This window comes from Pantoea rodasii (assembly GCF_002095465.1).
Classification (GTDB): Bacteria; Pseudomonadota; Gammaproteobacteria; order Enterobacterales; family Enterobacteriaceae; genus Pantoea; species Pantoea rodasii.
The window spans coordinates 53,313-67,631 of the sequence record NZ_MLFP01000015.1; the positions used below are offsets into that span (position 1 = coordinate 53,313).

Consider the following 14,319-nt stretch of genomic DNA (forward strand, 5'->3'; position numbering starts at 1 on the left):
CTTATTTGTTACGCCAGCGATAAATCCGGCTTAGCCACAGCAGCAGTTGATACCACTGCCGCGCGCCACGTGCATTGCGCAGCATTCGCTTAGGGGTTTGCGTTGCAAACAGATCCGCAATCATCGCCTGCCGCGCGATCTCTTCCGGTTCACGGCGAATGGAATGACAGACGCTGAGCGCTTCACGCGTGATTTGATAATGGAATGCGGGATAGATTCTAACTTTATCGCGATAGCGTGCATTGATCTCTTCCAGCATCTGAGCGATTTTCAGGTAGTGACGCTGATACTCCACATTGCGCTGACCGGTGCGCTTGCGATTACTGATGGAAGCATCGTGCAGGTAATAGCGATAAAGCATTTGATCGGTGTAGCGCACGCGTTTGGCGTTGAACATGAACTCCGTGGTCCACGGAATATCCTGATGATGCAGTCCCGGCTCGAAAGTGAGATTGTTTTGCTCAATCAGTTCACGACGATAAATACCCAGCCACACCACGTGCATGTATCGATGCGTCTGCAGCGCGGTGTTCAGCCATTCTGGACCGCTTAATATTCCAGTGCTGGTCAAGCGATCCAGGGGAATCAACGGTTTGGTTTTCTGGCTGGCTTTGAAAAACCATTCCGCATTGCACTGTGCGGCATCCAGATTGTCACGCTCAGCCATTTCAACCAGCGTTTGGTACATGGCTGGACTCATGGTGTCGTCCGCATCCGGGAAAGTGACGTATTTTCCCCGTGCTACCGCTAAACCTGCATTGCGTGCACGTGAGACGCCTCCGTTAGCCTGGTGAATAACCTGTACGTGCGGATGCTGCTGCGCATAAGCCTCAGCGCGTTCGCCTGAACCATCGGTGGAACCATCATCGACAATGATGATTTCAAGGTCTGTCAGCGATTGCGCTAAAAGAGACTGCATAAACGTCTCGAACATCGCGCCAGCGTTGAACATGGGGGTAATGATGGAGAGTGCGGGATTATCAAGCGACATTGTTATTTATGATTTTATGAATTATTTACGATTTTCTAACGTTAATTATTGCTAAGAAATTCAGAACTTTTTGGACATTAATGGTCAAAACTAGTTAGCTCGCTAGCATTTTTGCGCTTTTAGGAACGGTTCTGGCCGGAATGTTTGGCATCAATCCTTTTTACTCTGGGCATCAGTATGAAAAACATCCTTGTTATCCGACGCGATAACATTGGCGATATGGTGTGTACTACTCCTCTGCTGGAAGGTTTGAAACGCACGTTTCCTGACGCAAAAATTACTCTGCTGGTTAATAAGATCGCTCAGGATGTGGTGAGCCATAATCCTCACGTTGACCGTCTGTATGTTTACAAAAAAGCCAAACATCGCGGTAAGAACGAAACCACGCTCGGTGTTTACTGGCAGCGCGTAAAAATCATGTTGGCACTGCGTAAAACGCGCTTTGATGCCACGATTTTGGCCAATCCGGTGCCGTGCAAATACAGTTTACGGTTGGCGAAAATGGCCGGCGCGCACAATATTATTGGTGCTGCTTTGCCCGATGTTCAGCTCGACCATCCCTTCAGTAAAAACGATTTTCAGGGCAGCCATCAGGTCGAACACACCTTTCTTACCTCTCAGCATTGACTGATAGCTTGCCTGCAGTGCCGTCCGTGAACCTTTATCTCGCAGATGCAGAGCGTGAAGCGGCTAAAGCACGTGTCGCACAAAGCTTCGCCACGCCGGGGCGAGTCTATGGCGTGCACATCAGCAGCCGCAGCCCCAAACGTCGCTGGCCGATAGCCAGTTATGCGGCTTTCATCAATAAGCTGCTTGAAGATGAGCAGGCGCGTGTTCTGGTGTTTTGGTCACCGCAGGGCACGCTGGATCCGCATGATAAAGGCGATGCGGCCCGTGCTGATGAATTAATGCAGTTGGTCAATTCATCGCGCGTGGCGCGCTATCCAACAGCATCGGTGAGAGAAGTCATTGCTGGTTTTGATTGCTGCGAGCAAATTTTGTGTAGCGATGGTGGGCAAATGCATCTTGCCGCCGGGCTGCATAAAAATCAGGTGGTGTTCTTTGGCGATACCAATGCCACGGTGTGGCATCCATGGTCGGGTGAGTATCAGATTATGCAGACCGATTCCGGTGAATGCAGTGATATCGCACTGGAAACGGTCTGGCAGGCCTGGCAGAAACTTAACGTGCGGACTGCTGTAGCTTAAAACTGTCGTGATATTCCGAAAGGGTCTGACCAACGAAACGGGGCGCTAACCAACTGAAGAGCGCCTCTAAATCCGCATAAAGCTGTTCGATATCGCGTTCGTTTTTAAAGGTTGGGCTGCCGTCTGGCATGAACTCAGAACTGTGCAGCATAAACTCAGTGTAATTGTTCCCTTCTGCCAGCGACATCTCCACCACGCGCTGCATGTCCGCAAGGTTACCGCCAGACGGACGCAACCAATGTACTGCAGGGCTTTTTTGCTTGCCGCGCAGTCGATACATGCTCTGTTTGAAGGTATTCATCAACGGCGAGTATTTGTATTGAATACTCATAGGGATTTCGAGCAGTGAAGAGTCGCCGCTGCGTGAGATATCCTGCGGATCGATGAAGTAAGGTTTGAACGGGAAATCAGTATAGTTGGTTCCGCCTTTTCCCTGCGGTGCACCGCGCGTGTAGGACCAATTCACGCGTGGAGTAACGGAACAATCCACCTGATATCCCAATTCGGTGAGAACGGCGGCGTAGCGTTCATCAAATGCCCAACGACCTGCACGATGGCTGAGCATTTTGGTCTGGAACTTTTCTTCCAGCAGATCAGTCATATAAACGACTTTATCGCGCAGCACGGTATCTGGATATTCAACCAGGAAAGGCTGCCAACGCCAGTCGTCATCGGTGAGCGGGGCTTCAGGCGGACTGTTCCATGCATGAAGATGCATGCCAATCTCACCTTGTTTGCGTGCGATGACATCTTTACCGAATTCCACAAAAGCAGGATCCATCGCCATTTCATAGTTGGTCAGCCAGGTGGGTTTAAAACCATAACGCTCGCACAGGTTCTGAAAACGTGGCAGATAGCCGGTGTTTTCGGTGGTGATTGAACGATGATTGCGCCAAAGGTTGTCGCCTTCAGTGTCAATGGTGATAAGGAACGCGTGCCGGGTCATGTTCGCCGCCTGAAGCCAATAAAATCGCAATGTTACGCTGAGCCATTCAGCGACGCAAAACTATTTGCCCGGGCATGAAACAGGCGAAAAACATGACGGATCTGCGCTAATATCCAGGCCAGCACTGCAGTCACTCACACGTTATTTCATTCAGACAGGTAGGGTATTTTGTCAAAACGCATACTTATGGTGATAGATGGTTTGCCGGGCGGCGGCGCTGAAAAAGTGGTCCTGACGTTGGTCACCGGTATGCTCGCCCAGGGGCACCACGTGTCGCTGTTTTCCCTGCGAAAAGTGTGTGAGTACCCCTTGCCGCAGGGGGTGGATTATCAGGTCATCGAAGACACCAATCGTCGCCCCTGGCGCAAAATTACTGAGCTGAGTCGGCGAGCCCGTTTGCTGGACGTTGCGGTACAGCAGGCGGAGAAAACGGCGGGTGAATTCGATCTTGTTGTGTCTCACCTGCACAAAACTGACCGTATTGTGCGTCGAAGCCGTGCGCTGGCTGCGAAGAAAACCTGGTTTTGCCTGCATGGCGTTTTTTCAGCCTCCTATCTTGGGCATCGCACCGGATTATCACGCTGGTTAAAGGCGCGTAAAATCCAGCAGGTTTATCAGGGGCGTAACGTGGTCGGCGTTTCACCCGCTGTGCTGGATGATTTGAAAGTGGCCTTTGCTGTGAAGCCCGCACGCGAAGCGGTGATTGGCAATCCGTTCGATATTGCGTTGATTCGGCAGTTGGCAGCCGAACCCGCCGAAGTGCCGGAATCTGGCTTTTTGGTGCACGTGGGGCGCTTCCACGAAACTAAACGGCATGATCGCCTGTTAAAGGCTTACGCATTAAGCAATATTCAGCAGCCGCTGGTGTTATTGGGCCAGGGTTCGGCACAGCGGAAAGCCGCATTAGAAGCCCAGGCACAAGCGTTAGGTATCGCCGAACGGGTGATTTTTCAGGGCTTTACGCTTAACCCCTATGCGTGGATAAGCCGGGCAACGATGCTGATCGTTAGTTCGGATAGCGAAGGTTTTGGTAATGTGCTGATTGAAGCGGTGTTGTGTGGCACGCCTGTTGTCAGTACGCGTTGTCCGGGAGGCCCGGAGTGGCTGTTGCAAGGTGATTTAGCGCGCGGCCTGGCGGATCTCAATCCTGAATCGCTGGCAAAGACAATGTGTGACATCTATCAGCACCCGCCGCTGTTAGCCGCGGATGCCTTTGCCGAGTTTGATACGGCGGCAATCTGTCAGCAGTATCTGGCACTGATTAAGTGAGTTCATGGGAGGCCCAAAAGCCTCCCTGAAATCTTTAATCCCAGCTCAGCACCACTTTACCGGAACGCCCGGAGCGCATTTCGTCAAATCCCTGCTGGAACTCATCGATGTGATAGCGATGTGTGATGATGGGCGTCAAGTCGAGCCCGGATTGAATCAACGCTGCCATTTTGTACCAGGTTTCAAACATCTCACGGCCATAGATGCCTTTGATGAACAGTCCTTTGAAGATCACCAGATTCCAGTCAATCGCCATCTCGCCCGGCGGAATGCCCAGTAACGCGATACGCCCACCATGGTTCATCACTTCCAGTAGGGTGCGAAATGCGGGAGGCGCGCCCGACATTTCCAGCCCGACATCGAAACCTTCCGTCATGCCCAGTTCTGTCATCACATCGCGAAGATTTTCCTGCGCCACATTCACTGCGCGCGTCACTCCCATCTGACGCGCCAGGCCAAGGCGGTATTCATTGATATCGGTGATGACCACATTGCGTGCGCCCACATGTTTGCACACCGCTGCAGCCATAATACCAATCGGACCAGCGCCGGAAATCAGCACATCCTCGCCGACCAGATCAAACGACAGCGCGGTATGCACGGCGTTGCCGAAGGGATCGAAAATCGCTGCCAGTTCATCAGAGATATTGTCGGGGATTTTGAAGGCATTAAACGCTGGGATCACAAGGTACTCGGCAAAACAGCCCTGACGATTAACGCCTACACCGACGGTATTACGGCACAGGTGAGTGCGCCCGGCGCGACAATTTCGGCAGTGACCACAGGTAATGTGACCTTCGCCAGAAACGCGGTCGCCAATGGCAAAACCTTTTACTTCCTCGCCCATACCGACAACTTCGCCGACATATTCGTGGCCGGTAATCATCGGGACAGGAATAGTTTTACGCGACCAGTCATCCCAGTTGTAAATGTGAACGTCGGTACCGCAAATCGCCGTTTTGCGAATTTTGATGAGCAGGTCGTTATGTCCAGGTTCGGGAATCGGCGCATCCTTCACCATCCAGATGCCTTCTTCGGCTTTTAACTTGGCCAGCGCTTTCATTCTGCGGCTCCTGTAATCACGCCCAACTGCTGACCAATACGGATAAAGGCGGCAACGGCGTGTTCAAGTTGTGCCTGCGTATGGCCGGCAGATATCTGGGTGCGAATGCGGGCCTGGCCCTGCGGAACCACCGGATAAAAGAAGCCCGTGACGTAGATACCCTCTTTTTGCAGCAGGCTGGCAAACTGCTGTGCCACTTTGGCGTCACCCAGCATCACTGGAATGATGGCGTGGTCGGCACCTGCCAGCGTAAAGCCAGCAGCCGTCATTTTTTCGCGGAAGAAGCGGGCGTTATCCCACAGACGCTGGCGTAATCCATCGCCTTCACTGAGCAGGTCCAGTACTCGCAGCGAGGCAGCAACGATGGCCGGTGCCAGTGAGTTGGAAAACAGGTAAGGGCGTGAACGCTGACGCAGCCATTCAACCACCTCTTTTTCGCGGCCACATAACCTCCCGAAGCGCCACCCAGCGCTTTGCCTAATGTGCCGGTCAGGATATCAACGCGATCCATCACACCGCAGTATTCGTGGGTGCCACGTCCAGCTGCACCGACAAAACCGACCGCATGGGAATCATCGACCATCACCAGCGCGTCATATTCGTCGGCTAAATCGCAAATGCCTTGTAGGTTAGCAATCACGCCATCCATCGAAAACACGCCGTCGGTGGCGATCAAAATGTGGCGTGCACCTTTATCGCGCGCTTCCTGTAGCCGAGCGCGTAACTCAGACATATCGTTGTTGGCATAGCGATAGCGCTGCGCTTTACACAGGCGTACGCCATCAATAATCGAGGCATGATTGAGTGCATCAGAGATGATGGCATCTTCCGCACTGAGCAGAGTTTCAAACAGACCGCCGTTGGCATCAAAACAGGAAGAAAACAGGATGGTATCTTCCATGCCCAGGAATTCAGCCAGCTTGCGCTCTAATTGTTGGTGGATATCCTGAGTGCCACAGATAAAGCGCACTGATGCCATACCGAAGCCGTGTGAATCCATGCCTTCTTTGGCGGCCTGAATGAGCGCAGGATGATTCGCCAGACCGAGATAATTGTTGGCACAGAAGTTAATCACCGGCGGGCTATTGGCGACATTGATCTCAGCCTGCTGCGCCGACGTGATGGTACGTTCTTGTTTGAACAATCCCTCGTTAAGCGTTGTCTCAAGCTGTTGACGGATTTGCGAATAAAACTGACTGGACATGATTCTGCTCCTCAGATAGCAAAATTTTGGCACATATTACTAATTGAAAAGCATCGTGCCGACATTTCCGCCAGAGAAATCTCTGTTTTGCAGCATAGTTCACGTGATGGATGCAATTTGTGCAGTGGTTACGGAGTCATCTGGCTGCCTGTCTCGGGCTGAAATGTTATGATGTTAGGCATTCGTGCGTGAAACCTCCTGTTTCACCCCAACTGTTTAAAGGCAAAGCATATGATTATCGTAACCGGTGGCGCTGGCATGATTGGCAGCAACATTGTTAAAGCGCTGAACGATCGCGGTCTTACCGATATTTTGGTGGTGGATAATCTGAAAGATGGCACCAAATTCGTGAACCTTGCTGATCTGAATATCGCGGATTACATGGATAAAGAAGAGTTTCTCTCTTACATCATGTCTGGCGAAGATCTGGGTCCAATCGAAGCGGTGTTCCACGAAGGCGCCTGCTCAGCGACTACCGAGTGGGACGGCAAGTACATGATGGATAACAACTATCAGTACTCCAAAGATTTGCTGCACTTCTGTCTGGAACGTGAAATTCCGTTCCTGTATGCCTCTTCTGCTGCAACTTATGGTGGCCGTAACGAGAACTTCATTGAAGAGCGCCAGTACGAGCAGCCACTGAACGTTTATGGCTACTCGAAAATGCTGTTCGACCACTATGTGCGTCAGATTCTGCCAGAAGCCGATTCTCCAGTGTGTGGCTTCCGCTACTTCAACGTCTATGGCCCTCGCGAAGGACATAAAGGCGGTATGGCAAGCGTGGCATCCCACCTGAACACGCAGATCAGCAACGGTGAAAATCCAAAGCTGTTTGAAGGCAGTGATGACTTCCGCCGTGATTTCATCCACGTTGACGATGTAGTTGCAGTGAACCTGTGGTGCTGGGAAAACGGTGTATCTGGCATCTTTAACTGCGGAACCGGCCGTGCTGAATCTTTCCAGGAAGTGGCCGATGCGGTACTGAACTTCCATCAGAAAGGTCAGATCGAATACATCCCGTTCCCGGAAAAACTAAAAGGCCGCTATCAGGCGTTCACTCAGGCTGATCTGACCAATCTGCGCGCAGCCGGTTATGACAAGCCGTTTAAAACCGTTGCTCAGGGCGTGGGTGAATACATGAACTGGCTCAATCGTAACGCATAAGGATACCGGCACCAGCAATGAAAATTCTGGTCATTGGCCCTTCCTGGGTCGGCGATATGATGATGTCGCAAAGTCTCTATCGCACGCTCAAGGCTGAGCATCCGGAAGCGGTGATTGATGTGATGGCGCCGGCCTGGTGCCGACCTTTACTATCACGCATGCCGGAAGTGAACCAGGCGCTGGCGATGCCGTTGGGCCATGGCGCTCTGGCGTTGGGTGAACGGCGTCGTTTGGGGAAAACCCTCAAGGACAGCGGTTATGATCGTGCCTATGTGCTGCCTAACTCGTTCAAGTCGGCGTTGGTTCCGTTCTTTGCTGGCATAAAACGCCGCGTCGGTTGGCGTGGCGAGATGCGCTATGGCGTGCTGAACGATGTGCGTGTGCTGGACAAAGCCGCTTTTCCGCTGATGGTGGAGCGTTATGTTGCGCTGGGCTATGACCAACCCATCGCTTCTGCTCAACAGTTGCCGCAGCCATTATTGTGGCCGCAGTTGCGGGTAGATGAAGATGAGAAACGCATGACGGCGGGGCAGTTTGCGCTGTCTGCCGATCGCCCGGTTATTGGATTCTGCCCCGGTGCAGAATTTGGCCCAGCAAAGCGCTGGCCGCACTACCATTATGCGGCGCTTGCCGAACAACTGATTGGCAAAGGCTACCAGGTGGTGCTGTTCGGTTCGGCTAAAGATCGCGAAACCGGTGACACTATTGTCCAAACGTTATCGGAATCAGCACGAGCGCACTGCAAAAATCTGGCGGGCGATACGCAACTAGAGCAGGCAGTTATCTTGATCGCACATTGCGCGGCCGTCGTCAGTAATGATTCCGGGTTGATGCATATTGCCGCCGCCCTGAACCGTCCGTTAGTCGCCTTGTATGGCCCAAGCAGCCCGGATTTTACGCCGCCGCTGTCTCATCAAGCGCGTGTTATTCGCTTGATCACGGGCTATCACAAAGTACGTAAAGGTGATGCCGAAGAGGGTTATCATCAAAGTTTGATTGATATTCAGCCTGCTCGTGTTCATCAGGAACTGAGTGCGCTGCTGCATTCAGTGCAGGAGTAACCATGCACGTTTTAATTGTCAAAACCTCCTCAATGGGAGACGTGCTGCACACCTTACCGGCGTTGACTGATGCGATGCAGGCTATTCCCGGCATCCGTTTTGATTGGGTTGTCGAAGAGAATTTTGCTCAGATCCCCAGCTGGCATCCGGCAGTCGATAAAGTGCTGCCAGTGGCGATTCGCCGCTGGCGTAAACATTGGTTTGGCAGCCAGCAGCGTGAAGAGCGCGTGCTGTTTAAGCGAGATCTGCAATCCCGCCAGTATGATGTGGTGATTGATGCGCAAGGCTGATCAAAAGCGCCGCACTGGTGACACGCCTGGCTAAAGGCGAAAAGCATGGACAAGATAGCCGCAGCGCGCGTGAGCCGTTTGCTAGCTGGTGGTATGACAAACGCCATGAAATCAACAAACAGCAACATGCGGTAGAACGCACGCGTGAGCTGTTTGCTAAAAGCCTGGGTTATGAGAAACCGGAGACCCAGGGTGATTATGCGATTGCAGGCCATTTCCTCTCCTCGCTGCCCAGCGATGCAAGTGAGTATTTGGTGTTTCTGCATGCCACCACGCGCGATAACAAGCATTGGCCAGAGTCGCATTGGCGCGAGTTGATTGAATTAGTACAACCTACCGGCCTGCGAGTGAAATTACCGTGGGGAGCTGAACATGAGCATCAGCGTGCATTGAGAATGGCTGAAGGTTTTGCCCATGCAGAGGTTCTGCCAAAACTGACGCTGGAGCAGGTGGCACAGCAACTAGCAGGGCGCGCGCGGTTGTTTCTGTTGATACCGGCTTGAGCCATCTGACCGCTGCGCTGGATCGTCCAAATGTTACCCTTTTTGGTCCGACCGATCCGGGTTTGATTGGGGGTTATGGTAAGAATCAGCATGAGTTGCGCGGTGCCGGTGGAAATATGCAGGCCATTCAGGCTGAAGATGTGATGTTGAAGTTGCGGGAGCTGTCCTGAATGGACTCTCTCTTCAAACAGCTGTATCGATATACTCATGCCAGAATCATGCGGCACAATGAGAACTTTTGGCCGTACATTACGATCCAACGGGCAGCAGAAGACCATATTAAGACGTTGACCTACCGCAAACAGAATGTGCCGCTGGAAAATCTAAGCCAATTGCAGGCCCGGGTGTCTGGCGACATCACTATTTTAGCCACTGGGCCTTCGGTCAATTCACTGGATTTGAATAAACTGTCGGGAACGACTTTTATTGGCGTAAATGGTGCCTATCATCTGCGGAACCATGTGAAGTTTTCGTATTACGTTATTGTTGATCGTGGTTTTGTTGAACAGCGTGCGAGTCTTGTGCGAGAAGTGCTTGCTGATTCGCAATTATTACTTTTTACCACTGTGCATTGCCTAAATGATATGCTCAGGAGTATAAAGTTAGCGGATATTAAGTGCCGATTGGCCATTATTGAAGACTTAAGTTATAAAGTGTTTCGCCAAAAAATAATGCCAGCAGAGTATGAACGTCATTATCGTTTTAAAAATGGCATTACTTTATTCCCTACAGAACCTTGCGCGGGATTTTCCTGGGATATCCGTCAGGGTATTTTTGATGCGGGCACGGTTGCCTATTGGGCGCTGCAAATTGCCGTATGGTTGGGAGCAGAACGCATTTTATTAGCGGGTGTTGATATGAATAATTTCACCGCACCCAGGTTTTATGAAAGTGAAGGTGATAAGCTCCCCAGCTTATTGGCTGCAAACTTTTCTGATATTATCAAGCCCGCTTTCTTGCACGCTAGTAGAGAGCTGGACCGTGCAGGAATAAAAACCTACAACCTATGCTTAAACAGCGGGCTGGGTGAGGATATCTTTGAAAAATCCACGCTGGACTCTCTCTTCCCTCAATAGCTCACTGCCAGATTGCACAATGAAACTGGCAGCAAGTATCACTTTTTAATGACGCTGCTTAATTCATCATAAACCCTTTCCACACTGATTTTACGTAATGGGTAATGAACATCATCTCCCGTTTCCGGCTCTATGCGAATGGTTTTATGAATCGATAAGTCTTGATAAGGCCCGGTATGTCTCGGGTTGGCACTGACATAAAGGCTGACTGTCGGGGTCTGAGCGGTAACTGCAATATGAAGTGGACCGGTATCACCTGTCACCAATACATCCATAGAATGGATAAGCTCAATTAACGCAGGAAGACGGGTTTTCCCGATATAGGATGTTACGCGATGGCGATATTGTTCAGGCAAGAGTGCAAAGAACGCTTTTTCAATTGGCTGATCTTGTCCAGCGCCTGTTAATACAATTTTTGCATTCGGATGTTTTAAAAAAATGCATTCGGCTAGCTGAGAAAAATGTTCAACTGGCCAGCAGCGATTTTTACCGGATGCTCCCATTTGAAAGCCAATAATCTGGCTGCCTTCATCTCGAAGTTCTTTATTTATCGTGATAGGGAATTGCATGGTGATATCAGAAATATCACAACCTAATACGCTAATTAAATCCATTTTACGTTGAATAATATGGCCATCTACACTGGTGGAGTACTTATCCAGCCAATGGTTGAATGCGGTGTTATCATGGCGGAAATTATCACGAAGGATATAGGGTGATCCACCTAACCGAGAGCAAAGAATATCGTATCCCAAGCTGGAGTGTAATAAAAGTGTAATGTCAGGCTTAAATCGACGAATCTTTCTGATTAAGTTGGGCGCACGAACAATTTTATTGTCCCAAATTGCAACTTCATCGAACCATTGACTCTTTTCAACGAGATCGCGATTTTTGTCACTGGATACCAGCATGAGTTTGGCATCTGGATAGCGACGTTTAATGGCTTTGATCGCAGGAGTGTTAAAAAGTAGATCCCCCAATGCGGTCGTTGAGAAAATAACAATACGTTTAAACTCATGATTTGAGCTCAGCTGCGTCTTGTGTTTGTCAATCTGGCTCAGTCTGGCATGCAAACTGAGTACGTTATTGATTACGTTTATTTTCCAATGCTTTTTCATTATTACAATTAACCCTAAGAACCTGGCAAATTTGACATCAGTTACGGGAATTAATTTCGTTATGATAACGAAAAAAACGCTAGCCCCGAATGGGACTAACGTTAATTTTTCAAAGCGTTGATGATTGGGTTAAAAAAGTAAACCTAACTGATTGATTAACTTACTGTCTGCCACACTTTCGATCACGACATCTACGGCACGACTTTGTGGCACTGGCGGCAGCGGTTTACTGACCTTACACACTCCCGGCGCACGGAATTTCAGCGTTGGTGAGTTATTCGTTGCCGGCGGAGTTTTACCCTGGTGCACAGGCTCACCTAACAATTGGCTCGGACGAACCAGTGTAATATCGCCCGGCAGTGACGGCAGCATTTGTTGCAGCACACGAACGGTATTTGGATGCGGGTGGCCGATGGCAATGGCATAACCATCGCGCTGTGCCAGTTTTACGGCACGCGTAAACTGTTCGCGAATTGACGCTTCATTCTGGCTGTCATCGAGGAATACCCGGCGTTTTAGTACCTTGACGCGCGTACCTTGCGCGGCAGGAATGGACTGGCTGTTCCCAATCGTCATGCTATCAAGAAAGTAGTAATTGTACTGATTTAGTACCTGCATCACTTTCTGCATGCCGGGCAGGCTGGAGGTCATTTTACTGCCCATATGATTGTTGAGACCCACCGCGAAGGGCACTTTACCGGCCGCATCGCGTACTATGCGCGCGATTTCCTCGCTGCTCATGTCGGGGGTTAACGTGTCTTTTTCCAGCGGCTGCTTACTGAGCGGTGCCATTGGCAGGTGGATTAACACTTCATGGCCACCCTGATGCGCTTTGGTTGCCATCTCACGCGCATGTGGCGCGTTAGGCAAAACGGCAACAGAAATGGCAGCGGGCATTTGCAGCACTTTGTTCTCTTCAACCGGGCGATATCCAAAGTCGTCGATCACAATTGAGAGTTTGCCCGCCTGAGCTGAAAGTGTGAAAAATAGGGCGCAGAGCGCAATGGGTAGCTTTAAGGGCTGAAAAAACACTTATCTTCCTAACCACGGTAGTGGATTGACGGCCTGTCCCTGACGTCGGATTTCAAAGTAGAGCGATGGCGTGCCGCGGCCGCCGCTGGTGCCCACAAGGGCGATAGGCTGTCCTGCCTTCACCTGAGCACCAACGCTCACTAGCGCACTTTGGTTGTAGCCGTAAAGACTCATATCGCCTTTACCATGTTCCAGTACGACAACCAGACCGTAGCCTTGTAGCCAATCGGCCATCAGTACGCGTCCATCGGCGATGGCTTTCACTTCGGTGCCTTCTGGCGCATCAATAACCAGACCTTTCCAACGCAGTTCACCCTGCATGGATTCCCCGAAGCGATGTTCAATGCGTCCGGATACTGGCCACAAGGCTTGCCCGCCGGGCTTACCAAGACCACCGGTACGCGCCATCAGCTCGCGTTCGCTCTGCGTTGGCTGATAGCTGGATCCTTTGGCTTTCGCCTGCGCCTGACGTTGGCGCACTTTTTCTGCCTCGCGTGCTTCACGCTCTGCACGTTCGCGGGCTTCCCGCTCTGCTTTGGCAATTTTATCCTGCAGACGGCTTTCGTTTTCTCGCATCTCAACCAAATCAGCCTGGTCTTTTTCCAGTGAACTTTCGAGCACGGTCAAGGTTTTCTTCCGCGCTGCACTGGCTGTTTCCAATTTGGTTTGCTGCGTTTGTTGCTGCGCTAACAAGGATTTTTGTTGGTCCTGCTTACCTTGTAGCGCTTGACGCTGCTCAGCCAGTTGCTGCTGAGTTTGTTTCAGATCGTCGATGTTTTTCTGGCGTGCAGCATTAAGGTAGCCGAAGTAGGCAAGAATGCGTTCACTGCGCTGGGCTTCTTCACCGCCCAACAGCAGCTGTAAACCATTATGCTGGCCCTGACGAAATGCCGCATCTAGCTGTTGAGCCAGTAGTTTTTCCTGCTGAGCTTGCTGTTTTTCCAGACGAGAAATCGAGGCGGTGATTTGGGCGATGTCACCGTTTAGCGCGGTCAGGCTATTGCGCGTTTCCCGCAGCTGACGACTGGCCTGCGCAATCACTTTTTCCTGACTTTGCAACTGATCCAGGAGCTTACTGCGCTGCAGTTTTTGCGCTTTAACGCTCTTCTCTTTTTCAGCGATGTTTTGCTGAATGGACTTGAGTTGGGTTTTGTTGTCATCCGCGCTGTGTGCATAAACAGGCAATAACAACGCGCCCGCGCAGAGCAGGCTCAGGGAGATTTCGGACCAGCGAAATAACAACGGATGCGCTGGGCCGTTGTAACGGGTCCTTGTATGTGAAACGGTCGCTTTTCCCTTCATAGTCGATAATTATTCCACGATGAACAGCCGCTTACCAGTTATCCTGGACGGGTTTTGCTTTACGAAAGATGTCGGTGCCGAGCTTACCGGCA

10 protein-coding genes and 3 pseudogenes are annotated in these 14,319 nt (G+C 51.0%); 6 read left to right on the top strand and 7 right to left on the bottom strand.

Translation table 11 applies throughout. The features are described 5' to 3' along the window. Position 1: 1 nt before the first annotated feature. On the bottom strand, positions 2-991 hold the full coding sequence (locus HA45_RS17400) for a glycosyltransferase (RefSeq protein WP_100702019.1): 990 nt from the start codon (positions 989-991) through the stop codon (positions 2-4). Between the two features lie 177 nt (positions 992-1,168). Here HA45_RS17400 and HA45_RS17405 point away from each other — a divergent pair. Continuing rightward, positions 1,169-2,199 (top strand): annotated as a pseudogene (locus HA45_RS17405) (glycosyltransferase family 9 protein). On the opposite strand, the gene HA45_RS17410 reads toward HA45_RS17405, so the two are convergent. Continuing rightward, positions 2,174-3,145, bottom strand: a complete 972-nt coding sequence (locus HA45_RS17410; RefSeq protein WP_100702017.1) for a polysaccharide deacetylase family protein — start codon at positions 3,143-3,145, stop codon at positions 2,174-2,176. The pseudogene HA45_RS17405 and the gene HA45_RS17410 sit on opposite strands and share 26 nt — an antisense overlap. Positions 3,146-3,331: 186 nt before the next feature. Here HA45_RS17410 and HA45_RS17415 point away from each other — a divergent pair, with 186 nt between their 5' ends. Next, positions 3,332-4,414: a glycosyltransferase gene (locus tag HA45_RS17415; protein WP_100702016.1), complete on the top strand. Its 1,083-nt coding sequence runs from the start codon at positions 3,332-3,334 to the stop codon at positions 4,412-4,414. Positions 4,415-4,448: 34 nt separating this feature from the next. On the opposite strand, the gene tdh is transcribed toward HA45_RS17415, so the two are convergent. Both tdh and HA45_RS17425 read right to left on the bottom strand, forming a co-directional pair. Next, a complete protein-coding gene (gene tdh, locus HA45_RS17420) occupies positions 4,449-5,477 on the bottom strand; it encodes an L-threonine 3-dehydrogenase (protein WP_100702015.1) in 1,029 nt (342 codons plus the stop codon). Continuing rightward, positions 5,474-6,681 (bottom strand): annotated as a pseudogene (locus tag HA45_RS17425) (glycine C-acetyltransferase). The gene tdh and the pseudogene HA45_RS17425 overlap by 4 nt, the downstream one beginning before the upstream one ends. A 231-nt stretch (positions 6,682-6,912) precedes the next feature. Between HA45_RS17425 and rfaD the strand changes: the two are divergent. The 4 genes and pseudogenes from rfaD to HA45_RS17445 all read left to right on the top strand — a co-directional run bounded on the left by rfaD (position 6,913) and on the right by HA45_RS17445 (position 10,775). After that, complete coding sequence (gene rfaD / locus HA45_RS17430; RefSeq protein WP_100702013.1) at positions 6,913-7,845, top strand: ADP-glyceromanno-heptose 6-epimerase; 933 nt, start codon at positions 6,913-6,915, stop codon at positions 7,843-7,845. A 17-nt stretch (positions 7,846-7,862) separates the two neighbouring features. Further along, positions 7,863-8,906 carry an ADP-heptose--LPS heptosyltransferase RfaF gene (gene rfaF / locus HA45_RS17435; protein ID WP_100702012.1) on the top strand — a complete coding sequence of 348 codons (1,044 nt, stop codon included), beginning with the start codon at positions 7,863-7,865 and terminating at the stop codon, positions 8,904-8,906. A 2-nt stretch (positions 8,907-8,908) separates the two neighbouring features. Then, positions 8,909-9,869 (top strand): annotated as a pseudogene (rfaC, locus tag HA45_RS17440) (lipopolysaccharide heptosyltransferase RfaC). After that, complete coding sequence (locus HA45_RS17445) at positions 9,870-10,775, top strand: WaaZ-like lipopolysaccharide core biosynthesis protein (protein WP_100702010.1); 906 nt, start codon at positions 9,870-9,872, stop codon at positions 10,773-10,775. A gap of 38 nt (positions 10,776-10,813) precedes the next feature. Here the strand turns inward: HA45_RS17445 and HA45_RS17450 are convergent, their stop codons facing one another. The 3 genes from HA45_RS17450 to envC all read right to left on the bottom strand — a co-directional run bounded on the left by HA45_RS17450 (position 10,814) and on the right by envC (position 14,227). Further along, on the bottom strand, positions 10,814-11,893 hold the full coding sequence (locus HA45_RS17450; RefSeq protein WP_100702009.1) for a glycosyltransferase family 9 protein: 1,080 nt from the start codon (positions 11,891-11,893) through the stop codon (positions 10,814-10,816). Positions 11,894-12,022: 129 nt separating this feature from the next. Next, the gene (locus tag HA45_RS17455; RefSeq protein ID WP_100702008.1) at positions 12,023-12,925 is read right to left on the bottom strand and encodes a divergent polysaccharide deacetylase family protein; all 903 of its coding nucleotides are present in this window, start codon (positions 12,923-12,925) and stop codon (positions 12,023-12,025) included. Then, a complete protein-coding gene (gene envC, locus HA45_RS17460) occupies positions 12,926-14,227 on the bottom strand; it encodes a murein hydrolase activator EnvC (protein ID WP_100702007.1) in 1,302 nt (433 codons plus the stop codon). Between the last annotated feature and the right edge of the window lie 92 nt (positions 14,228-14,319).

What these genes read in the sequence shown, in the direction of transcription:
- rfaF (WP_100702012.1), top strand. Translation starts at nt 7,863, where the DNA reads ATGAAAATTCTGGTCATTGGCCCTTCCTGGGTCGGCGATATGATGATG.
- tdh (WP_100702015.1), bottom strand. Translation starts at nt 5,477, where the DNA reads ATGAAAGCGCTGGCCAAGTTAAAAGCCGAAGAAGGCATCTGGATGGTG.
- HA45_RS17410 (WP_100702017.1), bottom strand. Translation starts at nt 3,145, where the DNA reads ATGACCCGGCACGCGTTCCTTATCACCATTGACACTGAAGGCGACAAC.
- rfaD (WP_100702013.1), top strand. Translation starts at nt 6,913, where the DNA reads ATGATTATCGTAACCGGTGGCGCTGGCATGATTGGCAGCAACATTGTT.
- HA45_RS17450 (WP_100702009.1), bottom strand. Translation starts at nt 11,893, where the DNA reads ATGAAAAAGCATTGGAAAATAAACGTAATCAATAACGTACTCAGTTTG.
- HA45_RS17445 (WP_100702010.1), top strand. Translation starts at nt 9,870, where the DNA reads ATGGACTCTCTCTTCAAACAGCTGTATCGATATACTCATGCCAGAATC.
- HA45_RS17415 (WP_100702016.1), top strand. Translation starts at nt 3,332, where the DNA reads ATGGTGATAGATGGTTTGCCGGGCGGCGGCGCTGAAAAAGTGGTCCTG.
- envC (WP_100702007.1), bottom strand. Translation starts at nt 14,227, where the DNA reads ATGAAGGGAAAAGCGACCGTTTCACATACAAGGACCCGTTACAACGGC.
- HA45_RS17400 (WP_100702019.1), bottom strand. Translation starts at nt 991, where the DNA reads ATGTCGCTTGATAATCCCGCACTCTCCATCATTACCCCCATGTTCAAC.